Annotated in this window: 21 protein-coding genes; 8 read left to right on the top strand and 13 right to left on the bottom strand. The window is 75.0% G+C overall.

Features of this window, described 5'->3' with window-relative positions; genetic code table 11:
- Nucleotides 1–150: 150 nt before the first annotated feature.
- Nucleotides 151–1,065 carry an SDR family oxidoreductase gene (locus tag ACSMXW_RS24745; RefSeq protein ID WP_485799450.1) on the bottom strand — a complete coding sequence of 305 codons (915 nt, stop codon included), beginning with the start codon at nt 1,063–1,065 and terminating at the stop codon, nt 151–153.
- A gap of 544 nt (nt 1,066–1,609) precedes the next feature.
- Here ACSMXW_RS24745 and ACSMXW_RS24740 point away from each other — a divergent pair.
- The 4 genes from ACSMXW_RS24740 to ACSMXW_RS24725 all read left to right on the top strand — a co-directional run bounded on the left by ACSMXW_RS24740 (nt 1,610) and on the right by ACSMXW_RS24725 (nt 5,085).
- Nucleotides 1,610–1,753 carry a lasso RiPP family leader peptide-containing protein gene (locus ACSMXW_RS24740; RefSeq protein ID WP_485799448.1) on the top strand — a complete coding sequence of 48 codons (144 nt, stop codon included), beginning with the start codon at nt 1,610–1,612 and terminating at the stop codon, nt 1,751–1,753.
- Nucleotides 1,754–1,762: 9 nt separating this feature from the next.
- On the top strand, nt 1,763–4,231 hold the full coding sequence (locus ACSMXW_RS24735) for an asparagine synthase-related protein (RefSeq protein WP_485799446.1): 2,469 nt from the start codon (nt 1,763–1,765) through the stop codon (nt 4,229–4,231).
- 183 nt (nt 4,232–4,414) lie between these two features.
- Complete coding sequence (locus ACSMXW_RS24730) at nt 4,415–4,672, top strand: lasso peptide biosynthesis PqqD family chaperone (protein ID WP_485799444.1); 258 nt, start codon at nt 4,415–4,417, stop codon at nt 4,670–4,672.
- Nucleotides 4,669–5,085 carry a lasso peptide biosynthesis B2 protein gene (locus ACSMXW_RS24725; RefSeq protein WP_485799442.1) on the top strand — a complete coding sequence of 139 codons (417 nt, stop codon included), beginning with the start codon at nt 4,669–4,671 and terminating at the stop codon, nt 5,083–5,085. Before ACSMXW_RS24730 ends, ACSMXW_RS24725 begins: the two co-directional genes overlap by 4 nt.
- Nucleotides 5,086–5,089: 4 nt before the next feature.
- Here the strand turns inward: ACSMXW_RS24725 and ACSMXW_RS24720 are convergent, their stop codons facing one another.
- The 7 genes from ACSMXW_RS24720 to ACSMXW_RS24690 form a co-directional block, all read right to left on the bottom strand.
- Nucleotides 5,090–6,151 (bottom strand): glycoside hydrolase family 18 protein, encoded by a 1,062-nt coding sequence (locus tag ACSMXW_RS24720; protein WP_485808281.1) that lies wholly within the window; start codon nt 6,149–6,151, stop codon nt 5,090–5,092.
- 319 nt (nt 6,152–6,470) lie between these two features.
- Entirely contained in the window at nt 6,471–9,179 is a 2,709-nt protein-coding gene (locus ACSMXW_RS24715; RefSeq protein ID WP_485808280.1) for a SpoIIE family protein phosphatase, read from the bottom strand.
- A gap of 482 nt (nt 9,180–9,661) precedes the next feature.
- Nucleotides 9,662–10,069, bottom strand: coding sequence for an ATP-binding protein (locus tag ACSMXW_RS24710; RefSeq protein WP_485799441.1), 408 nt, complete (start codon nt 10,067–10,069; stop codon nt 9,662–9,664).
- Nucleotides 10,070–10,178: 109 nt separating this feature from the next.
- Entirely contained in the window at nt 10,179–10,658 is a 480-nt protein-coding gene (locus tag ACSMXW_RS24705; RefSeq protein WP_485799439.1) for a (deoxy)nucleoside triphosphate pyrophosphohydrolase, read from the bottom strand.
- Nucleotides 10,659–10,712: 54 nt separating this feature from the next.
- Nucleotides 10,713–10,895: an SPOR domain-containing protein gene (locus ACSMXW_RS24700; RefSeq protein ID WP_485799438.1), complete on the bottom strand. Its 183-nt coding sequence runs from the start codon at nt 10,893–10,895 to the stop codon at nt 10,713–10,715.
- A 613-nt stretch (nt 10,896–11,508) separates the two neighbouring features.
- Complete coding sequence (locus tag ACSMXW_RS24695; protein WP_485799437.1) at nt 11,509–12,390, bottom strand: SigB/SigF/SigG family RNA polymerase sigma factor; 882 nt, start codon at nt 12,388–12,390, stop codon at nt 11,509–11,511.
- Nucleotides 12,391–12,523: 133 nt separating this feature from the next.
- Nucleotides 12,524–13,276 (bottom strand): GntR family transcriptional regulator, encoded by a 753-nt coding sequence (locus tag ACSMXW_RS24690; RefSeq protein ID WP_485799436.1) that lies wholly within the window; start codon nt 13,274–13,276, stop codon nt 12,524–12,526.
- 250 nt (nt 13,277–13,526) lie between these two features.
- On the opposite strand from ACSMXW_RS24690, the gene ACSMXW_RS24685 reads away from it, so the two are divergent.
- Nucleotides 13,527–14,657 carry a threonine synthase gene (locus tag ACSMXW_RS24685; RefSeq protein ID WP_485799434.1) on the top strand — a complete coding sequence of 377 codons (1,131 nt, stop codon included), beginning with the start codon at nt 13,527–13,529 and terminating at the stop codon, nt 14,655–14,657.
- Between the two features lie 248 nt (nt 14,658–14,905).
- On the opposite strand, the gene ACSMXW_RS24680 is transcribed toward ACSMXW_RS24685, so the two are convergent.
- Entirely contained in the window at nt 14,906–17,428 is a 2,523-nt protein-coding gene (locus tag ACSMXW_RS24680; protein ID WP_485808279.1) for a DEAD/DEAH box helicase, read from the bottom strand.
- Nucleotides 17,429–17,730: 302 nt separating this feature from the next.
- The gene (locus ACSMXW_RS24675) at nt 17,731–18,558 is read right to left on the bottom strand and encodes an oxidoreductase (RefSeq protein WP_485799432.1); all 828 of its coding nucleotides are present in this window, start codon (nt 18,556–18,558) and stop codon (nt 17,731–17,733) included.
- A gap of 165 nt (nt 18,559–18,723) precedes the next feature.
- Here ACSMXW_RS24675 and ACSMXW_RS24670 point away from each other — a divergent pair, with 165 nt between their 5' ends.
- On the top strand, nt 18,724–19,704 hold the full coding sequence (locus ACSMXW_RS24670) for a LysR family transcriptional regulator (RefSeq protein WP_485799430.1): 981 nt from the start codon (nt 18,724–18,726) through the stop codon (nt 19,702–19,704).
- A 17-nt stretch (nt 19,705–19,721) separates the two neighbouring features.
- Here the strand turns inward: ACSMXW_RS24670 and ACSMXW_RS24665 are convergent, their stop codons facing one another.
- Nucleotides 19,722–21,335: an MFS transporter gene (locus tag ACSMXW_RS24665; RefSeq protein WP_485799428.1), complete on the bottom strand. Its 1,614-nt coding sequence runs from the start codon at nt 21,333–21,335 to the stop codon at nt 19,722–19,724.
- A gap of 503 nt (nt 21,336–21,838) precedes the next feature.
- Here ACSMXW_RS24665 and ACSMXW_RS24660 point away from each other — a divergent pair.
- Both ACSMXW_RS24660 and ACSMXW_RS24655 read left to right on the top strand, forming a co-directional pair.
- Nucleotides 21,839–22,525 carry a response regulator transcription factor gene (locus ACSMXW_RS24660; protein WP_485799426.1) on the top strand — a complete coding sequence of 229 codons (687 nt, stop codon included), beginning with the start codon at nt 21,839–21,841 and terminating at the stop codon, nt 22,523–22,525.
- A 413-nt stretch (nt 22,526–22,938) separates the two neighbouring features.
- The gene (locus tag ACSMXW_RS24655; RefSeq protein ID WP_485799424.1) at nt 22,939–24,225 is read left to right on the top strand and encodes a sensor histidine kinase; all 1,287 of its coding nucleotides are present in this window, start codon (nt 22,939–22,941) and stop codon (nt 24,223–24,225) included.
- Between the two features lie 309 nt (nt 24,226–24,534).
- On the opposite strand, the gene ACSMXW_RS24650 is transcribed toward ACSMXW_RS24655, so the two are convergent.
- On the bottom strand, nt 24,535–25,542 hold the full coding sequence (locus tag ACSMXW_RS24650; RefSeq protein ID WP_485799422.1) for a chitinase: 1,008 nt from the start codon (nt 25,540–25,542) through the stop codon (nt 24,535–24,537).
- A gap of 265 nt (nt 25,543–25,807) precedes the next feature.
- On the bottom strand, nt 25,808–25,957 hold the full coding sequence (locus tag ACSMXW_RS24645; RefSeq protein ID WP_485799420.1) for a hypothetical protein: 150 nt from the start codon (nt 25,955–25,957) through the stop codon (nt 25,808–25,810).
- Nucleotides 25,958–25,963: the final 6 nt, after the last annotated feature.

Raw genomic sequence — 25,963 nt, 5'->3', positions numbered from 1 at the left:
CCGGGCTCCCCGGCCCCGTCAAGGGCCCTCGCGGTGCGCGCGAGGGCCCTTGCCCGTACCCCGGGACACTGGCCCGTACCGCCGGGGCACTTGCCCGTGCCGCCGGGGCCCTATGCCCGTGCCGCCGGGGACCTTGCCCGTACCGGGGCCTCAGCGGTAGCCGGACGGGTCGGCGGGCAGCCCGGCGTCCTGGACCTCCACGACATACCGCCAGGCGTCGGGACGGCTGCCGTCGCGGTCGGTGAAGCCGTACACCTGCGCAAGGCCGCCGCTGGACAGCGACCGACCGTTCCAGCGCCGCACCTCGGGGTCGGCGGCCAGCGCGGCGACGGCGCGCCCGACGTAGTACGGCGTCTCGGAGATGCAGAAGTGCGGCTGGCGCGCCAGGGCGTCGCGCCAGGTCTCCTCGGTGACGCCGTAGTGGTCGAGCATCATCTCCGAGCGCAGCCAGCCGGGCGTCAGGGCCACCGCGGTGGCGCCCCGCGGCCCCAGCTCGTGCCCGAGCGCGAAGGCCATGCGGAGCACGGCGGTTTTGGCGAGGTCGTAGAAGAACGAGACCCGGTAGGTGTCCCGGTTGTACTCGGCGGTTCCGTCGGTCATCTCCACGACGAGACCGCCGGGCCAGCGCAGCAGCAGCGGCAGGGCGTGGTGGCTGGTGACGGCGTGGGTCTCCACCGCGAGTCTGAGCAGCCGCAGCCCCTTGTCGAGGTCGTGCTCCCACACGGGCGTGTCCCACGCGAAGAGGTGTTCGGCGCCCCAGACGTCGTTCACGAGCACGTCAAGCCGGCCGCTCTCCGCCGCGATGCGGTCCACCAGGGCCCTCACCTGGTCGGGCACCAGGTGGTCGGTCGGTACCGCGATCCCCCGGCCGCCCGCCTCCGTCACCAGGTCCGCGGTGTCCTCCAGGGTCTCCGGGCGGTCGTACTCCGAGCGCCGGCTCCGGGTGCTGCGGCCGGTCACGTAGACGGTGGCCCCGGCCGCGCCCAGCTCCACCGCGATGCCCCGCCCCGCTCCCCGCGTCGCCCCCGCGACGAGGGCGACCCTGCCGTCCAATGGTCCCGCCATGTCTTACCTGCCGTCCTTCCGTGGGCCTCCATGGCCCTCCGTGGGCCTGCGTGGGCCTGCGTGGGCCTCCGTGGGCCGTTGCGGCTCTTCGGGGCTACCGGTCTCAGGGAACCCGCCGTTGCGGGCCCGTGACGCCCCGTTGGGGCCTCCATGGGCCTTCATGGCCTCCATGGGCCCTCATGACCGTCATGAGTGCCCTCAGAGGCCCCCGGCGGTCCTCGTGGCCGGGGCCTGTGCACGCGCGCGCCGGGCTGGTTCGCCGGCGAGCGGCGGCGGAAGGATGCTCCCGCGGAAACCCGACAGGTTCTGTCGTCTTTGCCGGTATGACTTTCAGCGCCGTACGGATCCGCGGGCGGGCCGGGAGCCGACGGGTTACGGACGCCTCCATTTCGTGCCGGGCGCCGGGGCGGGGCGGCTCCGCTTCCCGCGCTCCTCGCGCTCCCCGCACACCAGAGCGCCGTTGCGGACCGTGTCCGTACGGCTACATGCTGCTGTCGGTGGTGTCGGCGACGGGCCGGCGCGCGGAGCGGGAGGCGGTGTTGTCGTGGAGCACACGCAGCGGGAGGAGTCCACGCAGGAGACGGGGTACGAGCCGCCGCAGCTCGTGGAGGTCGGCGGGTTCGCCGACCTCACCCTGGGCCTCGGATTCGTGTACATGGAGGGGGCCACCTACTTCGGCAATCCCTGAGGGCCCCTCGTGTCCGCAGCGACGACGTTCGTGGTGCTGCCCGACGGGGACGCCGCCGGGCCCGCGGCCCGCGTCCTTACCGCCCGGCCCGGCACGCGGGTGATTCCCCATGCGTCGGGGCGGCCGTGGCTGGTGGGCCGCTGGCCGGACGGCGCGGTCCGGGTGGCCGGCGTACGGCAGGCACGGGTGGCGGTGGCCGGGTTCTGCCCCGCCACCGTGAGCCTCCTCGCCGCCTGCGCCGCCGGGCTGAGCGATGTGCGCGACCTGGACGGCCCGGCCCGCGGGCTGGGCGGAAGCGCCCACCTGATCGCCTCGGCGGCCGGCCGGGTGCGGGTCCAGGGCACGGCCTCCGGAGTGCGCGCGGTCTGCCACACCCGCCTCGCCGGGGCCACCGTGGCCGCCGACCGGGCCGACGCACTGGCCGGCCCGGCCGGTGCCGCCGTGGACGAGACGGCTCTGGCGCTGCGCCTGCTCACCCCCTTCGTGCCCTTCCCCCTCGCGCAGCGCCCCGTGTGGCAGGGCGTGGCGCAGGTCCCGCCGGACCACTGGCTCCTGCTGGAGCCGGACGGGACGGCGAGCACGCACCGCTGGTGGGCACCGCCGGCCCCGGAGCTGACGGTGCGCCAGGGCGCCGCGGCCGTGCGTGCGGCGCTCACCGAGGCGGTACGCGGGCGCGTCGCCGGCCATGACGTGGTGAGCACGGACCTGTCCGGCGGCATGGACTCCGGCACCGTCACCCACCTCGCGGCCGCCGCCGGCGCCCACCTGATCACCGTCCGCACACCCCAGCTCGACCCGGGCGGGGACGACGCCCTGTGGGCGGGACGCGTCACAGAGCGGCTCCCGACCGCCGAGCACCTGGTACTCGGGTACGAGGAGGCCCCCACCATGTTCGCGGGGGTGGGAGGCGGGGACGGGGGTTCCGCGGCAGACGGTGCGGGGGCCACGGTGCGCGACGGCACCTTCGCGGCGCCGGGTGCGGGTGCCGCCTTGCCCGGCGCGGATCTCGCGGGGGCGGGTGCGGGTTCTGCCTTGCCCGGAGCGGATCTCGCAGGGGCGGGTGCCGGAGCTGCGGCACCGGGCCCGGGTGCGCCCGGTGCCGGTGCTCCGGTGCGAGACGCGGAACTCACAAGGCCGGATGCCGTTTCCGCCTTGCCCGGAGCGGATCTCGCAGGGGCGGCTGCCGGAGCTGCGGCACCAGGCCCGGGTGCGCCCGGTGCCGGTGCTCCGGTGCGAGACGCGGAACTCACAAGGCCGGGCGCCGTTTCCGCCTTGCCCGGAGCGGATCTCGCAGGGGCGGCTGCCGGAGCTGCGGCACCAGGCCCGGGTGCGCCCGGTGCCGGTGCTCCGGTGCGAGACGCGGAACTCACAAGGCCGGGCGCCGTTTCCGCCTTGCCCGGAGCGGGACTCCCGGCGCCGGGTACGGGAGCTGCGGTGCACGGGACGGGGTGCACAGCGCCAGGTGCGGGCACTGTGGTGGGCCGGGGTGGGTGCGGGGCGGCCGGGGCGGGGTTCACGGTGTCGGAGGAGCCGCCGTTCTGGGTGCGTGCGGGGGCGCGGTTCGCCGACGTCGGGCGGCGCGTCGCCGCACACGGGTCCCGCCTGCATCTGTGCGGGCACGGCGGCGACGAGCTCTTCCTGCTCCCCGCGGCCCACCTGCACACCCTGGTCCGTACCCGGCCCCGGGCCGCCGTCCGGCAGGTCCGCGGCCGCGCGGCCATGAGCCACTGGCCGCTCGGTGCGACCTGGCGCGCGCTCGCCGAGTCACGCTGTTTCCCGGCCTGGCTGGCCCACTGCGCCACCCGGCTCGGCGATCCGGCCCCGTCCCCGCGTCTGCCGCACCTGGGCTGGACACCCGCGCTGCGCATGCCCCCGTGGGCGACCGGTGACGCCGTGGCGGCCGTCCGCGGCCTGCTCGTCGAGACGGCCCGCCGGCGGCCCGAGCCGCTGGCGCCCGGCCGGGGCCCGCACACCGTCCTGGAGGCCGTGCGCCGGGCGGGCGCCATGATCCGTTACGCCGAACACCTGATGGCCGCGGACGGAGTGCACTTCGCCGCGCCGTACCTCGACGACCGCGTCATCGAGGCCGCCCTCGCCGTACGCCCGGAGGAGCGCGGCACCCCTCGCCGCTACAAGCCCCTGCTCGCCGAGGCGATGCGCGGCCTCGTCCCCGGCGACCTCCTCGGCCGCGTCACCAAGGGCGACTACGCCGAGGACGGCTACGACGGGCTGCGCCGCCACCGTGCCGCCCTGCTCGCCCTGTTCGACGGCTCGGAGCTGGCCCGCCGCGGGCTGGTCGACGACGCCGCGGTGCGCGCCGCGCTGACCGCCACGCACACCACCGTCGCGCCGCTGGTGGCCCTGGAGACCACCCTCGCCTGCGAGGTCTGGCTCCGCTCCCTGCCGTCCACACCCGTGCGGGCCCCGGGCACCGCCTCCGCGGCGGTCCCCTCCCCCACCCCGGGCGCCGCCCCGTGAAAGCCGCACGACCGGTAGGGCGTCACCCGCCGAGGACCCCGACGACCACCGACCACCCCGCGGGACCCTGACCACCCGAGGACCGCAGGCCACCCGAGGACCGCAGGCCACCCGAAGACCGCAGACCGCCCCTGACCCGGGGGTCGCCGCCCCCGGAGGACCGCCGACCACCCGGAGGCCCCTGTGCCGTTCGCACTCAAGCCCGATGTGACCGCCACCGACACCGACCACGGCACCGTCCTGCTCGACCAGCGCCGCGGCCGCTACTTCCAGCTCAACCCGTCCGGGGCGCTGATCCTCCGCACGCTCCTCGCCGGCGGCACGCCGGAACGGGCCGCGCACGTCCTCCACGCGCGCTACGGCATCGGCACAGCACGCGCGACGGCCGACGTCGAGGCCCTGCTCACCGCGCTCCGCACCGCACGGCTGACGACGGCATGAGCAGCCCCCTCACCCTCGGCGAGGGCCGTACCCCGCTCACCCGGAGCCGCCGCCGCACGGCCCGGCTGGCCGTCGCGGCGGCCCGGCTCCTGGCCGCACTGCCGCCGCGCCGCATCCGTGCCGCCCTGTACCTCGCCCGCCGCGGCGCCACTCCCGCGACCGCCGCCCAGGCGCGGGCCGCCCGGGACGCCGTCGTCGCCGTCAGCACCCGCTGCGCCGGCCAGGGCTGTCTGCAACGCTCTCTGGCCACCGCCCTGCTGTGCCGCCTCGGTGGCACCTGGCCCACCTGGTGCACCGGCGTGCGCACCGCCCCCTTCCGCGCCCACGCCTGGGTCGAGGCCGAGGGCGGCCCCATCGGCGAGCCCACACCCCCGGGCTACTACACGCCGACTCTGACGGTGCCGCCCCGCTGAGGGACTACGGGAGCCAGCCCGCCCGGTAGGCGGCCCAGTCCTCCTCGCGGGCCGCGAAGTCGACGTAGAGGGCCACCCCGAAGTGGTCGCGGCCGGGGTCCGTGCGGGACAGGCCGAGCCTGGTGCCGCGGACCGCGGCCGCGACCGTCTCGGCGAAGCCCCAGTGGCTGGGGTTGTTCTCCTGGTAGAACGGCAGCCCCATCAGCAGGTCCGTGGTGGGCGGCGTGACCTCCAGGGCGAGCGTGGTCTGCTCGGCGACATAACCGCCGTACAGGCTCTCCAGGGGCATCGCGGTGTCGTACGACATGACGGCGATCTGGTCGACGCGCCGGGCCACCTGCCCGAAGAACTCCTGCGACCACCACTTCGGGTGCCCGCTGAAGGCGCCGGCGAAGGAGTGCAGATGGGGCAGCGGATCGATCTGGTGCGCGGCGACCGACAGGACCGCCCCCTGGGAGCGCGTCAGATGCCGCAGCCGGTCCAGCAGTCCGAGGTAGGCGCGGTCCCCCGAGTGCAGCGGCTCCAGGTCGAAGTGGACACCGTCGAATCCGGCGCCCAGGATCTGCCGGGTGGCGCGCACCATGCGGTCGCGGGTGGCGGCGCTCTCCAGGTGCAGCCCGGTGGGCCCCTCGGTGGCCAGTTCGTCGCCCAGCCAGGCCTGCACCCGCACCCCGGGCAGGGCCCGGTGCACCGCCGCGACCAGCCACCCGGCCCTCGGGTGGGCGGAGGCCGGCAGCGAGCCGTCGTGCTCCAACGGGCCCGCGTGCACGAAGAGGTCGTGGATGCCGGTACCGCGCAGCCGCTCGCCGAGGGCCCGCACGTCGGCGTCGTCCTTGCGGCCGTCCACCCAGGCGTGTCCGAGCCACAGGGCGTCACGGCCCCGGGTGGTGGTGCCGGCCGCGGGATCGCCCGCGTAGCCGATCCGCAGCGCCACGCCCACGACGACCACCGGGACGAGGAGCACCACCACCAGGGCGAGCGCGATGCGTCGGGCCCATTTCAGCCGCGGACTGCGCCACCCCCGTCCCCACCACCGCACCGCCCCGGCGCCCGCGCGAGCACCGATCCACTCGCGCGCCCCCGCACGCCCCCGTCTCGCACCATCCCGCACATCCCCCACCAGACCCCCCTGTCCCTCCCACCCACCCGGTGGGCAGAACGGACAGGCTATCCGGCGGCCCGCACGCACCCCCGCTTCCGGCCCCCAGGCCCCCAGGCAACCAGGCCGACCACCCCCTACCCAGGGGCGCGGGGAACTGCGCGCGCAACCACGACGAGACCAGCAGATCACCACCGCCCCGATACGGCAGCATCCACCGCCCCCGAACCACCGGCCGGCACATCGGCAAGGGGCGAAGGGGAGCGCCCCGCCCCCCAAGAACCCGTCAGAAGAGACTCAGCAACGCTTCTGACGGATCCGCACTCGTCTTGCCGTTCGGCAACGGCATCTCGAACCAGACCGTCTTGCCGCGCGGTGTGCGGCGCGATCCCCAGGAGGCGCTGAGGAGCTGGACGAGCTGGAGGCCGCGGCCGCCCTCGTCGGTGTCCCGCGCCCGCCGCCTGCGGGGCTGGACGAGGCCGGCGTCCCAGACCTCGCAGACCAGGGTGCGGTCCAGCAGCAGCCGGAGTCTGATCTCGCCCTCGCCGTACCGCAGCGCATTGGTGACCAGCTCGCTGACCAGCAGCTCGGTGGTGTCCGCGAGGGGTTCGAGGTGCCAGCCGAGCAGCTGGGCGCGGGCGTACTCGCGCGCCCGGCCGACGCTCAGCGCCTCGCGCGGCAGGGTCCAGTCGCCGACGGCCTCCGCGGGCAGCCCCTGGACGCGCGCCATCAGCAGCGCGACGTCGTCCTCGCCGTGGTGGGTGTTGAGGGTGTTGAGGACGTGGTCGCAGACGTCCTCAAGGGGCGCGGACGGCTCGGTGAGGGTGCTGACGAACGCCTGAAGGCCCTCGTCGAGCGGGTTGTCGCGCGACTCGACCAGGCCGTCCGTGTAGAGCGCGAGGAGGGCGCCCTCCGCGAGGTCGACCTCGACCTCCTCGAACGGCTCGCCGCCCACGCCCAGCGGCATGCCCGGCGGCACGTCCAGCATCAGCGCGGGCTCGCCGGGTTCGACGATCACCGGGGGCAGGTGGCCGGCGTTGGCGAAGGTGCAGCGCCGGGTGACGGGGTCGTAGACGGCGTAGATGCAGGTGGCGAGGTAGACCTCGGAGAGGTCGGCGTCGCGGGACTGGCGGGCGGTCCGGGTGGCCTGTTGGACGCCGCCGGGGGTACCGAGGCCGCGGGCGATCTCGTCCAGCGCGGAGAGCACCTCGGCGGGCTCCAGGTCGAGCAGCGCCAGCGTCCGCACCGCGGTGCGCAGTTCGCCCATGGCGACCGCGGCACGCAGTCCGCGGCCCATCACGTCGCCGACGACGAGGGCGGTGCGGTGCCCGGGCAGCTCGATGACGTCGAACCAGTCGCCGCCGACCTCGGTGGCGGCGTTGCCGGGCAGGTAGCGGCAGGCGATGTCGAGGCCGGAGGCCTCCGGGTCGCCGGGCGGCAGCAGGGACCTCTGGAGGATCAGGGCGCGCTCGTGCTCGCGGCGGTACAGCCGGGCGTTGTCGATGCAGACCGCGGCACGCGCGGCGAGCTCGACGGCCAGCGCGCGGTCCCGTTCGCCGAACGGCTCGCTGCCCTTGGTGCGGGAGAACTGCGCGAGGCCCACCACCGTGTCGTGGGCCACCATCGGCACCGCCAGGGTGGACTGGATGAGGCCGCCCCGGTCGCCGGGGATGTGCCGGGGGCGGCCGATCCGCAGGGCCTCGGCACAGGGCGAGGCGAACGGGTAGTGGTGGACGGCGCCCACCGCGACGGGCGCGGGACCGCCACTGCCCGTGAACGGTGCGTCGGAGACGGCGCTCGCGAAGGCGACGCGGCGCAGCTCGGCGCTGCCGGAGCCGGACTTGGCGCCGGCCGCCGCCCATTGGCCCGACGGGGACTCGTCCCCCTGGAGAAGGCCCTGGTAGAGGTCGACCGAGGCGAGGTCGCAGAAGCCGGGCACGGTGACGTCGAGCAGTTCCCTGGCGGTGGTCTCCAGGTCCAGGGAGTTGCCGATCCGGGCGCCGGCCTCGTTGAGCAGGGCGAGGTTGCGGCGGGCGTGCGCGGCCTCGCGGGCGGCGGCGTGCCTGCGGGTGACGTCGGTGCCGAGGCCCGCGACGCCGATGGGGGCGCCCGAGCCGCTGTGCACGCGGTAGAGGCTGACCGACCAGTGGCGGCGCTCGGCGGAGCCGGGGGCCGGCCCGACGAGCTGCATGTCGTTGACGGCCTCGCCGGTCTCCAGCACCCTGCGCAGCGCGGCGGCCAGCCGGTCCGCCTCGCCCCGCGGCAGGTAGTCGTGGACGGTGTGGCCCCGGTGGTCCTCGGACCTGCCGCCGAAGACATCGGCGAAACGGCGGTTGGTGCGCCGTACCCGCAGATCGCGGTCGAAGAGCAGGAAACCGAAGGGAGATTGACCGAAAATCGCCTGCGAGGCGGCGAGGTCGGTCTCGATGTGGCGGAGCACGTGGACGTCGAGGACGAGGCAGAGGGCGGCGTGTTCGCCGTCCGCGTTCTCGGTCGGCATCACATAGATCTCCGCGATGCCGTCGGCCCCCGCCTCCGTGGCCGCCGTGCCGCCGTCGGCCGCCGCGCCCGTGGCCCGCGCGGTCCCCGCCGCGCCTGCGGCCCCCTCGCTGCCACGGGCCTCACGGGCTTCGCCGGCGCCGGTGGCCCGACCTGCCTCACCAGCCACCTCAGCGGGGCCCACAGAGGGTATTTCCTGCTGGATGCCCGCCATGTCCTCGTCGTGGTCGCCGCCGGGGCGGGGCAGGCGGAAGGGGACGGAGCCGGTCCACTCACGGCCGTCCAGGATCTCCGTCATCTTGCGGCGGCCGTGCGGGCGGAGTTCGGCGGGGACGAAGGCCTCGACGGGGTCCTTGCCCAGGGCCTGTGGCGCGGGGACCCCGAAGAGCTGCTCGGCGCGGGTGCTCCACTGGTCGATCAGGCCGTCCGGGCCGATGGAGAACGAGGCGACCTTGAGGTGGTCGTAGAGGGAGCCGGGCGGGGTGCTCTGCCACATGCCGTCGCCGGGGGTGTCCGGATGCCCCGCCGGGTCCCCCGCGTCCGAAAGCGGCTCACCGGCACCCGCGACATGGGCCGTGAGGTGGGACGTCACCGCGTCCGCCACGGCGTGCCGCGGGCCGGGCGACGGCTCGTCCACAGCGCTTTGGGGGTGGCTCCGCGCCGCATCGCGGGCTGCCGGGCGCTCGCCGGGAGCGTTTTCGGCACGGCTCGCCGCGGCACCCCCCGTGCCGCCCGCGGCATCGTCGGGTACATTGCCGGGCTCGTCGTCCGAGGAACCGCCCGACCGCGGCTCGGACGTCCTGGCCCTCGCTGGTATCTCGCTCACGCGAACCGTCCCCTCCAGCTCACCGCGTCCGGTACCGGTCTCAAGGTGCGGCTGTCGGAAGTATCCAGCACTCCGGGCCCATGCGACACGGTGTTCACGATCACAGCACGGTCCCAACTCTTTCCCGCCGTGGACCGGCACCATCCTGTCTTCTAACCGGGCAGGGACAGCTCGAACCACACGGCCTTGCCGGTACCGGCCTGCCGGGCGCCCCAGCGGCGGGTCGCGCCGGCCACCAGTTGCAGTCCGCGCCCGGTCTCGTCCTCCAGGCCGGGGGCCCGGAAGGAGGGCAGGTCGGGGAGGGTGTCGGAGACCTCCACGAGCAGCGTGCCGGGGTGCGGCGAGGTACACACGAGGCGTACGCCGATGGGGCCGCGGGCATACCGCAGGGAATTGGTCACCAGCTCGCTGACCAGCAGCGCGGCGATGTCGGCGACGGATTCGGCCCCCCAGTCGCCGAGCTGCCCGCGGACCCGGGCGCGGGCGACGTGCACGGCACAGGGATCCGCGGGGAAGGTCCACTGGACGCAGTCACCCGCGACGTCGATCACGCCGATCACCTCGCGAAGCGAGCGGAGGGGAACACAAAGGGCCTATGGGTGGCATACCCCGCCCCTCACCCTCTGTATCCCCAGAGGCCCCCTGCATCCCCGGGGGCCCTCTCTGTTCTCAGGAGCCTGGATGGCCCTCGGGGGCCCGCACGTCCCTGGGGTCCTGACGTCCTCGCGAGCCCCGCACGCCGATGGAGGAAGCCGGCAGGAGGCCCGTGTGGCGGGCGGTCTCGCGGACCGCGGGGACGTCCTGGTCCAGCCACGGCACGTCCCACAGCTCGGCCGGGGTGAGCCAGCGCAGGGCGTCGTGGTCCTGGAGGGGCCGCGGCTCGCCCGTCACCGCCCGCGCCGTCCACACCTGGAGCGCCCAGCCGGGCTTCAGGGGCCACCGGCCGGGGACCCGGTCCAGCGCCCGGGCCTCGATGCCCAGCTCCTCACGGAGCTCGCGCACCAGTGCCTGCTCGGGCAGCTCGCCCGCTTCCACCTTGCCGCCGGGCAGCTCCCAGCGGCCGGCCAGCTCGGGGGGCGCGCTGCGGCGCGCCGCCAGCAGGCGCCCCCGGTCGAGCAGGGCGGCCGCCACCACGATCCGCTCCGTCATCGGCCCATGATCCGTACCGTCATGGGCGGAGCCTACGACAGGGGTCGGGGGCGGTCACGAGGCGCCGCTCCGGCCCACGCGCTCGACCGAGTAGAGCTGCTTCGTGCCCTGCCCGTCGAGCCGGTCCACCATCTGCTCGGCCTCCGCCCTGGTGGCATAGCTGCCGATCCGGTAGCGGTTGCCGTTGTCATCCCTGCGTATGACGAGCCAGACCAGCGGGGTCGTGCTCTCGCTCATCGCCCTCCTTCACCCCTTTCCTCTCTCCGTCCCCGGCCGGCGTCCGGTCCCGAGCGCCAAGGAAACCGCACAACGCATATGCCTGAGCCTACGCCCGACCTTCACTCAGCGGATACGGAATTACACAAGGAGGTACCCAACCAGCCACGGCCGGCTGGGCGGGGAGAGGGGTGGGGCCCGGCGCCCCAAGGCTCGCGGGCCGCCCGGCGCATTCGGGCGTGGAGGGAGCGCGTGGCTTTCTCTCACCACCCACCCTCCACCGGTCCGTGGCCCGAGGCGACAGAGCCGGCCCTGGGCCGGTGGCGACCTTGCGGTCCCGTCGGGCCGGTCGCTCCCCCACCGCCTCAAGGACGGGGGAGGTGGCCCCGGTTCTCCGCGCCCCTTGTCGGGGCGCAGCCCCGTCTTGAAGGGGCGCGGGGAACTGCGCGACCGGCAAGCACCAACCGACCGGTGGCCCGGACACGGCAGAAGCGGCTCCTTCAGGCCGTCCCCCACTGCCTGAAGGGCCTGGGGGTGTCCCCGGACCGGACCGTCTCGTCGGGGCCGGCCGCTCCCCCCACTGCCTCAAGGGCGTGGGCGGTGCCGCCGGTTCTCCGCGCCCTTGCCGGGGCGCTCAGTCGGCCGCCAGGATCCCCTCGCGGAGGCGCGCCGTAATGCGGGTCAGCAGCCGGGAGACGTGCATCTGGGAGACGCCCAGCTCGGCCCCGATCTCGGCCTGTGTCATCTCCTCGCCGAACCGCAGCCGGAGGATCCGGCGATCCCGCTCCCCCAGCTTCTCCACCAGCGGCTTGAGCGCCTGTACGTTCTCGACGATCTCCATGTCGTCGTCGGGCCCGCCGAGCACGTCGCCGAGGCTCTCGCCGCCCTCGTCGCTGCCGCTGTCCAGCGGGGCGTCCAGGGACGAGGCGGTGTAGGCGTTGGCCGCCACGATGCCCTCGACGATCTCCTCCTCCTCGCGGCCCAGGTGGGCCGCGAGTTCCGCGGGGGTGGGCGAGCGGTCCAGGCGCTGGAAGAGCGCCTCGGTGGCCTTGGCGAGGTCGATCCGCAGCTCCTGGAGCCGGCGCGGGACGTGCACGTCCCAACTGGTGTCACGGAAGAAGCGCTTGATCTCACCGATGATGCACGGCATGGCGAACGACGCGAACTCGACCTCGCGGCTGAGCTCGAAGCGGTCGATGGCCTTGATGAGGCCGATGGTGCCGACCTGGACGATGTCCTCCATCTGGTCGGACCGGGTGCGGAACCTGGTGGCGGCGAACTTCACCAGGGCGAGGTTCAGTTCGATGAGTGTGTTGCGGACGTCCTGGTACTCCTGTGTGCCTTCCTCCAGCTCCGCCATGCGGGCGAAGAAGACTCTGGACAGCTCCCGGGCGTCGTGCGGGGCGACGGCGAGCGCGTTCTCCACCTGCGGCAGCTCTCCGGCGCTCTCCTGGTGTCCGGCCTGCTCAACCTCCGCCTGCGCGAGTCCAGTCGGGACCCTGGTCGCCATGGACACTGCGTCCTCCCCTTCTCGTCGGTGGCGGCGCGCCCAACTGCTGTGCGCCACACCCTTCCGTGGTGGCTGTGCGCCTACCCAGCGGGTGCGCGGGCATACCCGTCGGTTCGCCGGCGCCGCCCCGACGTCCCGCTCAGCGCACCGGCAGGTGGTACGCGAGGCGGTACCGGTCGGCGGGAACGACCACGTCGGCCGTCTCGACCGCGCGGCCCGACGCGAAGTACGTGCGGCGGATGTCGATCACCACATGCCCGGGGACGCCACCGAGCGCCATCAACTCCTCGGCGAGGCCGGGGCGTGCGCCCACCTCCTCCGTGACGTTGTCCACGACGAGGTCGATGGCGGCCATCCGCTCGACGACGCCCATGCCGCCCAGCGGGCCCTCCTCGGGGAGCATCACGGGGGTGCGGCCCGTGAGGGCTAGGGGCTCCCAGGAGGTGGAGAGCATCAGTACGTCGCACGCGTCGCGGTACACATAGCGCGTGCACATCACCGGGTCGCCCGGGTCGATGCCGAGGCGCTCGGCGATTCCCGCGCTCGCCTCCGCCTGCTCGCTGCGGGACTCCCACGTGCCGCGCACCGCGGAATCCGCCTGCTCCTGCCGGAAGGGGGTGGCGCCGCCCGGCGGGCGGTACCCGGAGCGGGCGATGCGGCGCGGCACGGGCCGCTCGCGCACATAGGTCCCCGATCCCGACCGGCCCTCCACCAGCCCCTCGGCCATCAGCACCTTGCGCGCCTCAAGGGCGACGGTGTCCGAGACGCCGTACTGCTCGCGGATCCTGGCCTGCGACGGGAGGCGGGCGTGAGGCGGAAGCGAACCGTCGACGATCTTCTTGCGGAGATCACCTGCGACGCGCAGGTACGCCGGCTGTTCACCGAATGTCACGGGCCACTCCCATCAGATTGACAGACAGCAACAGCCTGGCAACCCAGGGTGGTTACCGCAAGTAAAGGCCAAAGAATCACCCGAAGTGGTTACAGGCCCTGCACCTGGGGGTTTGCCCTCTCCACAATCGTTCACCCGGAACGGGCCGTTCGCCCGTCCGGGCCGGTCGCCGCGCCGCCCGGTCACACGGCGACACCGGCCCTCCGGTTCACTCCGCACCACTGTCAGTGCCGGTGATTACGCTGCGCGTATGACAGCTCTGCCGGATCGCTACTGCCCCGATGACGGCACCCGGGTCCGCACCGGGTCGTTCGCCTGGTGCTGCCCGGTCTGCCGGGGCCCCCTGGACCTGGACTTCACGCCCACGCCCGCGCCTCTCGCGTCCCTCGGCGGCCGGGTCGGCTCGCTGTGGCGGTACGCGGAGTCGCTGCCGCTGCACGACCCGTCCGTCTCGCTGGGCGAGGGCCGTACGCCTCTGGTGCCGCTGCGGGACGGGATCTCCGCCAAGCTCGACTTCCTGATGCCCACGCTGTCCTTCAAGGACCGCGGCGCGGTGCTCCTCGCCGAGCTGGCGCTGCGCCTGGGGCCGCGCCGGGTGATCGCCGACAGCAGCGGCAATGCGGGCACGTCGATCGCGGCGTACTGCGCGCGTGCCGCACTGCCCTGCACCGTCTACGTCCCCCGGGGCACCTCGCCGAAGAAACTGGAGCAGATAGCGGCGCACGGGGCGCACATCGAGGTGGTGCCGGGCGACCGCGAGGCGACGGCGCAGGCCGCCCGCGAGGCGGCCGACGAGCCGGGGGTCTTCTACGCCAGCCATGTCCACAACCCCTACTTCCTGCACGGCACGAAGACCTACGTCCACGAGCTGTGGGAGGACATGGGCGGCCGGCTGCCCGACGTCCTGGTGGTGCCGGTCGGGAACGGCACCCTGCTGCTGGGCGCGGCGCTCGCGGTGGAGGAGCTGTTCACGGCGGGGCTGATCGGCCGGCGGCCGGCGCTGTACGCGGTGCAGGCGGCGGCCGTCGCGCCGCTCGCCGCGGCGTTCGCGCGGGGCTTGGAGGACCTGCCGGAGGCGGCCGCCCCGTCCGGGCCGACCCTCGCGGAGGGCATCGCCATCCCGCGCCCGCCGCGGGCCCGCCAGATCCTGCGCGCGGTGCGTGCCTCGGGCGGCACCTTCCTCACCGTGACGGAGGACCAGATCCGGTCCGCGCAGCGGGATCTCGCCGCCCGGGGCCTCTACGTGGAGTCGACGGGCGTGGCCTGCTGGGCGGCCGTTCGCGAGCACGACGCCTTCCGCGGCGAGGGCGCCCGCACTGCGGTCGTGCCGCTGTGCGGGGCCGGCCTGAAGACGGGCATGGCGCCGGAGGCGGGCGACTGACGCCCCCACGGCGCCGCGGTGGGCCTCAGCGAGCCGGGACGGCCGTCGGGCGGCGGCCGCCCCGGCTCGCGGGCGGTGCCCACCGCGGCGCCGTGGGGAGGGTCAGGGCGCCGTGAGGCGTCCGGGTGCCGTGAGACGTCCGGGTGCCGTGAGACGTCCGGGTGCCGTGAGACGTCCGGGTGCCGTGAGACGTCCGGGTGCCGTGAGACGTCCGGGTGCCGTGAGACGTCCGGGTGCCGTGGGGCGGGTCAGGGCGCCGTCCGCTCGCCCGTACCGGGCTCGGCCGCCGACGGGACCACCGGGCGGGGCACTGCCGCGGCGGCCGGGGCGCCGCCGTCCCCCTGCGCGGCCAGCCTGCGCTGCTCCTCCGCCACGATCCGCCGGGCCAGGGTGCCGTCGGAGATGTCGACGGCGTCCGGGCTGGCGTCGGCCATGACGCTGCGGCGGGCGTAGGCGTCGAAGAGCCGGGCCTTGTTCGCCAGGATGTCGAGCAGGCGCTCGTCCACGCTGCCCGCAGCCAGCAGCCGATGCACCTGCACGGTGCGCACCTGCCCCATGCGGTGCACGCGGGCCACCGCCTGGTGCTCCAGGGTGGGCTTCACCTGCGGCTCGCAGAGGATCACCACCGAGGCGGCCTGGAGGTTGAGCCCCACGCCGCCCGCCTCGATCTGGCAGAGCAGCACCGCGTGCCCGTCGGTGGCGCCGAACTCGTCGACCAGCCGCTGCCTGCGCGCCGCGGGCACCGCGCCGGAGACCGGCCCGAGAACCGGCCCCCGAGGGCTCCCGTCGAGCCGTGCCGCACCCGCCTGATGCCGCCCCGCGTCCCCCTCATGCCCTCCGGCACCCCCCTCGTGCCGTCCAGCATCCCCGTCATGCCGCGTCGCACCGCGCTCGTCCCGCACCGCACCCCCCTCGTGCCGCACTGCACCCCGCTCGTCCCGCACCACACCCCCCTGGTGCCGCACCACACCCCCCTCGTGCCGCACCGCACCGCTCTCCAGGGCCGTGCGGACGGCGGAGAGGACCTCGCGGAAGTAGGAGAAGACGACCACCTTCAGGCCGTTTCCCTCGGCGTCCGCCACGAGTTCGCACAGCCGGTGGAGCTTCGCGGACGAGGCCGGGTGGGCGTAGGCGGCCCTGCGCATCGCCATGAAGTTGCCGGCGGCCACCGCGTCCCGGTAGGCAGCCCGGTCGGCGGCTGCGAACTCCTCCCACTCGTCGACGTGCAGCAGTGCGGGCAGCTCCGTCAGCACGTCCTGCTGGTTGCGCCGCAGGTAGGCGGGGGCGACGGCCCGGCGGAACACCTGGGAGCCGGCCGCCGCGGAACCGCCCTGGAAGGTCGTCAGCAGCTCGGGCTTGAGGTGGCGCACCAGGCTGCGGAACTCCTCGACGCGGTTCTCCATCGGCGTGCCCGTCAGGAACAGCACCCGCTCGCAGCGTTCGGCCCAGGCGGCGACCGCGCGCGAGCGCCTGGCCTCCGGGTTCTTCACATAGTGGGCCTCGTCGACGACGAGCAGCGCCGGCACCGGGACCTGGACCGGCGCGCGCCCCGCCCCGTCCGCACGCCCCACCCCGTCCGCACAGTCCGCACCGTCCGCACGCCCCGCGCTGCCCGCGGCACCGCCGTGCCCCCCGGCCCCCGGCAGCGGAAGCCCGTGCAGGACGTCGAAGGTGGTGATCCCGACGCCGCCGCCCGCGCACCACTCGGCGTGCGCGTCGAGGCGCTCGGGGCCGTGCACGGGCACCGCCCTGAGCGTGCTGCGCGCTCTGACCTCCCGGGTCCAGTTGATGAGCACGCTCGCCGGGCAGACCACCAGGAAGTGGGTGTGCCCCTCGGCGGCGAGGTGCGCGAGCGCCGCGATGGCCTGCACGGTCTTGCCCAGGCCCATCTCGTCCCCCAGGATGACGCGGCGCTGCGCCAGGGCGAAGCGGGCGCCGAAGGCCTGGTAGCCGCGCAGGGAGACCCGGCAGTGGGTGTCGTCCAGGCGCTGGGCGTGGACGCGCTCGGCCACCTCGGAGGGCAGGAAGCCCTGGGCCGCGGCGAGGTCGCCGCCGTCGCCGGGTGCCTCGTCCAGCTCGGCGAGCAGGCTGTAGTACTCGGCGGGGCGCAGCTCGAAGTCGACCCAGGCCTCGATCTCCGAGACCGGCGGCCGCAGCAGGTCGACGGTGGCCTGTCCGATCAGCAGGGGCACCCGGCGCGCGGCGGCCTCGGCGGTCAGCTCCCGCAGCCCGGCCACCGCCGCGAGCGCCCGCTGCCGCCCGGCGCGCCCCGCCAGCAGCATCCGCAGCCGCCGCGCCGCGGGCCGCGCGGCCGGCAGCAGCTCCCCGAGACCGGTGTCGAGACGCTCGGCCGCGTGCACCGCCCTGCGCAGTTCGGGGCCCGCCCCGACCAGCGTCGCCAGGGCGGTGACCAGCGCGGTGGTGCCCGGCTCGGGGTGGTCCACATCGATCCGCACGGAGACCGTCTCGCCGACGGCGCGGGCGATTCCCCGGGCCGCGGCGAGGGCCTGGTCCGCGGTCTGCGCGCCGACGCCGGGGATCTGCCGCAACTCGTGCCTGCCGGCCTCGTGCACCCGGCGGACCGTGCCGAAGCCGGCCTCCTCCAGCGCGGCGAGCCGCAGCCGGCCCCCGGTGACGTCCTTCAGCCGGGAGACCGGGATGGACTGGAGCTCACGGGCGACGAGTTCGTCCCGCACGGGCGCGAGGGCGGCGCGCACGGCCGCGCGGGCGCGGGCGTGGTCGGAGAGCAGCGCGCGGGCGGCCGCGCACATCTGCTCGGCCGTGGCGCACAGCTCCCTGACCTGCCGTGCGCCCGGCCGGCCCGCGCCCTCCTCGCCGGCTGTGCCCACCGTGATGCCCCTTGCCCGGGGCGCCCACTCGGATGCGCCCCTCGCCCGGCCGCCGCCCGGCCGGCGGCGGTCCGCACATTTTTCCACGCACCACCGGCGCGGAACGCGGCCCGGACGGCGCGTCACGGGGGCTCACCCTGCGAACGCGGTGTCGCTCACCCGGCGAACGCCGTGTCGCTCACCCGGCGAACGCCGTGTCGCTCACCCGGCGAACGCGGAGTCGCTCACCCGGCGAACGCGGTGTCCCGCGCGGCCTTCTCCCAGCTCTCCACGTCGGTCCGGACGTCGGCGAGGTGGCCGAGCACCGCGTCGACGGCGTCGTCGCCGAGCGGCAGGTGCAGCGGGGTCCGCTCGGCATCCAGGGCCGCGATGATCACGGCGGCGGCCTTCGCGGGGTCGCCGGGCTGGGTGCCGTCGGCCTCCGCCATCATGGTGCGCGTGGCACCGACGGTGTCCGCGTAGTCCGGCAGGACGGCGCTGGCGGAGCCGCTGCCGTTGAGAGCGGTGCGGAACGCGCCGGGCTCGACGACGAGCACCTTGACACCGAACGGGCGGACCTCGTCCGCCAGCGCCTCCGACATGCCCTCCAGGGCGAACTTCGTTCCGCTGTAGGCCGCGAAGCCGGCGAACGACATCTGCCCACCCATGCTGCTCATCTGCACGATCGCGCCGGAGCGCCGGGCGCGCATGTGCGGCAGCACGGCCCGCACCAGGGCCGCGGGCCCGAAGACGTGCACGTCGAACAGCGCCCGCAGTTCGGTGTCCGTGGTCTCCTCGAAGGCGCCGACGTGGGTACGCCCGGCGTTGTTGACCAGGACGTCGATCCGGCCGTGCCGGGCGGCCACGTCGGCCACGACGGCGGCCGCGGCGGCGGTGTCGGTGACGTCCAGCCGGACCGCCTCCACCTGGTCGGGATGGGCGGCGACCAGGTCGTCCAGGGTCGCGGTGCGCCGGACCGCGCCGACCACCACGTCGCCGGCGGCGACGGCCGCCTCGGTGAGGGCTCGCCCGAAGCCGCTGTTGGCGCCGGTGATCAGCCAGACCCTGTTCATGCGTGTCTCCTTGATACGAGAGGTGCGCACGCATGACTCGTGCGGTGAGTGGGGTGGGTGCGGTGACCACCGCGCTCTCCTCCATGCGCGTCCGGGAAGGCCTCCCGGCGTCAGCAAGACTGCCAGGGGGACCGATTGCCCGTCCAAGACCTGTCGTGATAACCGATGGCTATGACCGATGTGCACGGCCGTGACCTCAGGTACTTCGTCGCGGTCGCCGAAGAGCTCCACTTCACCCGGGCCGCGGAGCGGCTGTTCGTGTCGCAGCCCGCGCTGAGCAAACAGATCCGCGCACTGGAACGGCAGCTGGACGCCGAGTTGTTCGCCCGCGACCCTGCGGGCGTCCGCCTCACCGCGGCGGGTGAGGCGCTGCTGCCGCACGCGCGGCGGGTGCTGGACGCCTGGGGAGAGGCCTTCGACGCGGTCGAGCGGGCGAGGGCGGCCGAGCGGAGCACGCTCGTGGTCGGCATGAGCACCAGCCCGGGCCGCGGCGGCCTGCTGCCCGCCGTCCGGTCCCGTTTCACCGCCGCCCGTCCGGAGGTCACGGTGCGGATGCGGCAGGTCAGTTGGGACGATCCCACGGCCGGTCTCGCGGACGGCGCGAGCGATGTGGCCTTCGTCTGGCTGCCGCTGCCCGACGAGGAACGCTACGCCTGGTCGGTGGTCGCCGAGGAGCCCCGCCTCGTCGCGCTCCCCGAGCGGCACCCGCTGGCGTCCCGTGCGAGCGTCCCCTTCGCGGCGTTGCTCGACGAGCCGTTCCTCGCGCTGCCCGCGAGCGCGGGCCGACTGCGCGACCACTGGCTCGCCACGGACGCACGCGGCGGCCGCCCGCCGCGCATCGGCGCGGAGGTCGCCGGCACGGAGGAGACCTACGAGGCGCTGGTCGCCGGTCTCGGCGTGGTGCTGCTCGCCGCCGGCAACGCCCCGCTGCTCACCCTGGGCGGCGTGGTGACCCGCCCGGTGACGGGTCTGGCGCCGAGCCGCTTCGCACTGGCCTGGCGCCGGGACGACCCCCGCGGCCTCGTCAGGGACTACGCACGGGCCTGCGCGGCAGTGACGGGAGCGACCAGCCCCGGCAAAACCCGCGGATCACCGCCGGCCCGAGGGCCCGAGGCGACGGCCCGGGCCGGGACGGGCCCCCGATAGACGTGGCACCGACGCCGCTACGTATCCGCCGGTGCCTCCAGCAGACCCGTCTTGACGGGCCCGGTCGTCTCGACCAGCGGCTTGCCGAGCGTCTCCGCGCCCCAGCGGGCGAGCACCACGCCCGCCGCGAGCAGCGGCACGGCGCAGACCACCGCAAGTCCCTCGATACCGGGGGCGGACGTGAGCAGCAGCGGCCCGAAGAGCCCGCCCGCCTTGCTGCCGGCGGCGGCCACCCCGCTGCCGGTGGCCCGCAGCGCGGTCGGGTACACCTCCGTCGCGTACGGCGCGAGCAGCGCGATCATGCCGCCCGCGGCGCTCAGCAGCAGGGCCGTCAGCACCACCAGCTCGGTGCCGTGCCCGGGCCGTTCGGGCCGCAGCACGGCGAAGCAGACCAGCACCACGGCGGTCGCGAGGGCATAGCCGGTCATCGCCTTCTTGCTGCTCCACCGCGCGTACAGCAGCGCCGCGAGGCCCGTGGCGGGCACGGCGAACACCGACGAGACGAAGAGCAGGGAGCTGGCGCGCGTCCCGGCCGAAGCGGCGCTCAGGAAGCTCGGCAGGAAGGTGATGAAGCCCCAGTTGACCAGGCCCCAGCTCACGCCGAAGAGCACGATGACACCGGTCTGCCGCCGGAAGGCCGCCGACAGCAGCGTGCGCAGCCGGTTCGGCACCGCCGCCTCGGCCGCCGGCTCCTCGGCCGGGACCGCCGCGTCCTCGGCGACCGCCTGGATGCCGTAACGGGCCATCACCTGTGCCGCCTCGTCCCCGCGTCCCGAGGCGATGAGGAAGCGCGGCGACTCGGGGATCCAACGGCGCAGGAGCAGCAGCAGAAGCCCGGTGGGCAGGTTCAGCAGCCACAGCACCCGCCAGCTGAGGTGCGGCACGAGCAGCGTCGCGCAGCCGCTCGCCACCAGGTAGCCCACGGCGGCGCTGAACCCGCTCTGCGCCACCACCAGCCACCCCCGGTGGCGGGCCGGCACCGACTCGGACATCAGCGAGTAGACGGTGGGCAGCATGCCGCCGGCCGCGGCGCCCATCAGGAAGCACATCACGAGGTTCCAGCCGAACGACGGCATGAACCCGCAGATGGACGTCGCCACGTACATCAGCGACGACATCAGCACCGTCGCGCGGCGCCCGTACAGGTCGGCCGCCCAGCCCCAGGCCAGGGACCCCACCACCGTGCCGACGATCGCGATCAGCGGCAGCAGCGAGCCCTGGTCGGCGCTCAGTCCGTACTCCGTGCGCATGCCGGGCACGGCGAAGCCGAGCGAGGCGGGCTTCATGGTGTCCACCACCAGGGCGACGGTCAGCACGGTCACCAGGGCGCGGTGCGCGCGGGTGAACCTGGCGCCGTCCAGGGCCGCGAAGCGCGCGGACGGCGCCTTTGCGGCCCTGGCCAGGGCCTGGGCGCGGGTCGGCAGCAGGCCCCAGGCCGCGGCCGCGAGGCCGATCAGGATGAGCACCATGCCGGTGGTCATGGCGGGGTCCATGCCCATGTCGGCCATCATGAAGTCGTCGTGCCGGACGCTGAGGTACGCCGGGACGTGCAGCATCACGCCCGCCACGACGAGCACCGAGCCGACCGCGAACGCGCCGCCCTTGACCAGGCGGGGCCGTGCGCTCAGCACGAGGTCTCCCGGACCGCGCCGGGGCGCACCCGTGTCCGAGTGGCCGCGCCGGCACACGCTCGCGGCGCCGGCCCGCCCGTGCCCACGGGCTCGTCCGGAGCCGTCGGGCCGGCTCCGGCCACCGATCTCTCCAGCGGTTCACGCGTCAAGGCGGCCTCCATGGGCTGCGGCGGGGGGATGGTGCAGATACGGTGCAGACGACGTGCGGGCGCGACGCTAGCGCGCGGATCTCAAAGCGATCTCAAGGATTCGGAACCTGACGGTCCGCGCAGCTCCGGCGGGGCCGGTGGGACGGGGCGTGCGCGGCGCGCACGGCGCTGCCTCGGGGGCTCAGGCGCACGGCGGGACTCGGGAACACCTTTGTGCGCCGGTGAGTTCACGGTGAGGGCAGCTCCCGGAGGGCGGGGGCCCGGGCCGTCCGGGAGGGGGCCGCAGGCCGCGCCGTGCCGCCCGCGGCCGTCCGGCCCGGCATGGGCGGCACAGCACACCTGGAGGCACGGGCGGTGTCAGACAGACCATCCGAAGCGGCGCAGGACCGGCGCCTGCTCCTCGTGGAGGACGACCCGGAGCAGGCCCGGATGCTCGCCGACCTGTTCACACAGGAGGGCTACCTGGTCGATGTGGCCCACGACGCGCAGCAGGGGCTGCACCTGGCGCTGGACCGGGTGCACCGGGTCCTGGTGGTGGACCGCGGGCTGCCCGCGGCCGACGGGCTCGACCTCGTCGCACGGCTGCGCCGGGTGGGCGTCACGGCCCGGATCCTGGTGCTGACCGCGCTGGGCGAGGCCGCGGAGCGGGTGGCGGGCCTGGACGCCGGCGCCGACGACTACCTGGGAAAGCCGTTCGACGTGGACGAGTTGCTGGCCCGGGTGCGCGCGCTGCTGCGGCGCCACCTCGACACGGCGGAGGTGCTGGCGGTCGGCGCCGGCGAACTGGACGTGGCGCGGCGTGAGGTGCGGCTGCCGGACGGCCGTCAGGTGCCGCTGTCGGGCCGCGAGTGCGAGCTGCTGCGGATGCTCGCCGCCCGTCCGCGCACCGTCCACAGCCGCCGCGACCTGCACCGCAGGCTCGCCGCGGGCACCTCCGCCGACTCCCTCGTGGACACCTACGTCTACCAGCTGCGGCGCAAGCTCGGCCGCGGCGTGATCCGCACGGTGTACGGCCTCGGCTACCGGCTGGGCACGCTGTGAGACGCGCCGCGACGCCGGAGGAGCGCGGGACGACGGCCGGGCGCCGGACGACGGACGGGCGGCCGACGACGGCCGGGCGCCGGACGCCGGACGAGCGACGGACGACGGACGGGCGGCCGACAACGGACCAGCGCCGGGCGGCGAAAGGGCGGCCGGCCACGGACGAACGGTGGACGCCGGACGAGGGGTGGACGCCGGACGGCCGCCGGACGACGGAGGAACGCCGAGCGCCGGACGAACGGTGGACGCCGGAGGAACGCCAAGCGCCGGACGAGGGGTGGACGCCGGACGAGGGGTGGACGCCGGAGGAACGCCAAGCGCCGGACGAACGGTGGACGCCGGACGGGGGGTGGCCGTCACACGAGCGGTGGTCGCCGGACGAGCACCGGACGCCGGACGGCGCGCAGGCCCGGATGCTGGCGCGTGCCCGGCGCGCGATCACCGCCTGGGTCACCGCCGTGGCCGCGGTCCTGCTGCTGGCGGTGGGCGGGGTGATCTACGGGGTGACCGGCGCCGGGCAGTCCTCGGACATCGGCCGCGACCTGCGCTACGCGGCCCGCCACGCCGACGTCGACGCACCGCCGGCCTGTGTCTCGCTGGTGGTCGTCCGCGGCGCCACCACCTACCGCTCGCCCGGCACCCCGGTGGGCTTCCCGCTGGCCGGGCCGCTGCGTGCGGTCGGGGCCGGGCACCCGGACATCGAGCGGGAGGTGACCGTGAGCGGCGGGCGGTACCGCGTGCTCACCACGCACCGCGGCCGGGACGTCGTGCAGGCGGTGCGCGACCTGCGGTACGCACGGCAGGACAGGCACCGGCTGCTGCTGGCCGTGGTGGTGGCCGAGGCCGCGGGACTGGCCGGTGCGGCCCTCGTCGGGGCGCTGCTGGCGCGCCGGGTCACCGCCCCGCTGGGCGAGGCGCTCTCCCGTCAGCACCGGTTCGTGGCCGACGCCAGCCATGAGCTGCGCACCCCGCTGACCCGGCTGCACACCCGCGCCCAGCTCCTGGCGCGGCTGGCCGGCACGCTGGCGCTGCCCGACAAGGTCGCCGCCGACCTGCGGCAACTGGTCGCCAACAGCCGGCAGATGGGCGATGTGATCGACGACCTGCTGCTGTCCGCGCGGCTTGCGTCGGCCCCCGGGGAGCGGACCACGGTGGACCTCGGGGCGCTGGCCGAGGAGATCTGCCGGGAGGAACAGGTGCGCGCCGAGCCGGCGGGGGTGTCTCTGACCGCGCACGTCGAGGCGGGCGCGGGCGGCCCCCACCTGGTGGCGGGCGTGCCGTCGGCGCTGCGCCGGGCCGTCTCCGCGCTGGTCGACAACGCCCTCGGGCACACCCCGCCGGGCGGCGCCGTCACCGTCGCCGTCGGCGCGGCCGGGGACGGCACCGTGGAGCTGACCGTGCGGGACACCGGGTCCGGCCTCGATCCCCGCGGGGCCGACCGGCTCTTCGAGCGGTTCACGCACGGGGAGGGCGGCCGGGGGCGGCGGTTCGGCATCGGTCTCGCGCTGGTGCGGGAGGTGGTGCACGGCCACGGCGGAACGGTCCGCGTGGCGGGCGCGCCCGGCTCGGGCGCGTGCTTCACGGTGCGGCTGCCCGCGCCGGACCCGGCGCCCCGCCCGCCGCGCACCCGGCCCTGCCGGGCGGCGCTGGCCCGCCGCACCGCGGACCGGGAAGCGGCCCGCGGCCCCGCCCCGAGGTGACCGGCGGCGGGCCCGTTGCGCCGGGCGGCGGGCCCGTCACGCCGACGGCGGGCCCGTCACCGGTGACTGTCCGGCGATCGGGTGGCGGTCCGGTGACCGGATGGCGGCCCGGTGACCGGATGGCGGCCCGGTGACCGGGTGGCGGTCCGGTGACCGGCGGCGGCCGAGTCGGCGCACGGCTGAACGGCCCGGCAGGGGCGTCCCATCCCAACGCCAAACCCCTGCCGGGCCGTTGCTCGGGGCGCGGACCGGCCCACGAGGCAACCTCCCGGGTCGGCCCCGAGGCGACCTCCCGGGTCACTCCACGCTTCAGCCGTTGAAGGCGTCGGCGAACGCGAGCTGGTCCTGCGGGACGCCGCTGCACGTCGACGAGGCGTCGGGCTTGTCGATGCTCTTCTTCGCCACGGAACCGCACGCGGTATCCCGGTTCACCGACCAGAACGACAGTCGCCCGACGCCCTTGCCCGCGGCCCAGCTCGCCACCGAGGAGGCGTTGTCCAGCGAGAACGTCGAGTTGTCGTCGTTGACGCCGATCATCGGGGTGATGCCCAGGTTGCCGTAGCCGTAGCCGGAGTCGACCGACTGCATCTGCTTGAGGGTGGCCTCGGCCGCGGAGATCGCCGCCTGGCCCATGTCCTGGTCGCCCTGGTAGTAGTCCATCGTCATGATGTTGACGACGTCGATCTTGACGCCGGCGTCCTTGGCGGCCTTGATGATGTTGACGCCGTCCGCGGTCAGCCCGTCCGGCAGCACGGGCAGGGTGACGGAGAACGTGAGGTCGGGGTTGGCGGCCTTGAGGCTCTTCATCGCCTGCATGTTGCGGGTCGCGGCGGCGGTGTCCGCGATGGCGCCGCCCTCGATGTCGAAGTCCAGCGACGTCACGCCGTAGGAGTCGATGATCTTCTGGTAGCCGGCCTCGATCTGGCTCTGCTCCGTACAGGTCCAGGCGAGCGGCAGGCCGGCCGCGCCGCCGGAGGACACGATCACCGAGGCGCCCGCGTCCTGCGCCTTCTTGATCAGCGGGTCGGTGTTCGGGTCGTCGCCGACCGGCAGCGTGTCGCCCCAGATCTGGTTGCAGCCGGAGCCCAGCACGAAGGCGGCGGTGAAGGACTTGACGCCGTGGTCGCTGATGGCGGTGTCGAGCAGACCCTGGTTGGAGTTGGACATGTCCGTGTACGGCGCGAAGGTGCCGGCCGCCAGCCTGGGTGCCGGTTCCGCGGACGCGGAGGGGACCACCACGGCCGCCGTGCCGACCGCGAGGGCGGCCGCCGCCGCTCCCATCGCGGCCCGAGTGGTCGGCTTTCCGGATGTGGGCATGCCAAAGAGGCGGCGCATAGTCGTGTGTCCTTCCATGACAGCGTGGGGGGCCACCGGCTCCGGCGGATCAGGCTCGCGAAGAGCCTGTATGGGGCACCGAACCGGCGGCGGTGCGTACATATTTGGACTAGACCAAAGCCGCCGTCAAGGCCGCGGCCGAACTTTCAGGAATCCGCCACCACGGCACCACCGCGCCACGGCTCCACCGCCCCACCGCGCCGCCGGACCGCCCACCGGGCCGGCCCACGGTGGTGGGCCGGCCCCGCTACCGTCCGCGTAGCCGCTGATCCGCTCGCCCCGACAGGTTGCCCGGCATGGCGAACCGCTCGGCCGGTGCGTGGGTGTTCGGCGTGACCTGCCGGCCGAACTGCGCCAGGCTCGGGTCGCCGTCGCCGCGCGGGTCGTCGCCGAGCACCCGGCC

It is taken from the genome of Streptomyces sp. DSM 116793 (assembly GCF_057320905.1).
The sequence above is the reverse complement of the archived record's forward strand: the minus strand, read 5'-3'. Positions and strand labels throughout refer to the sequence as shown.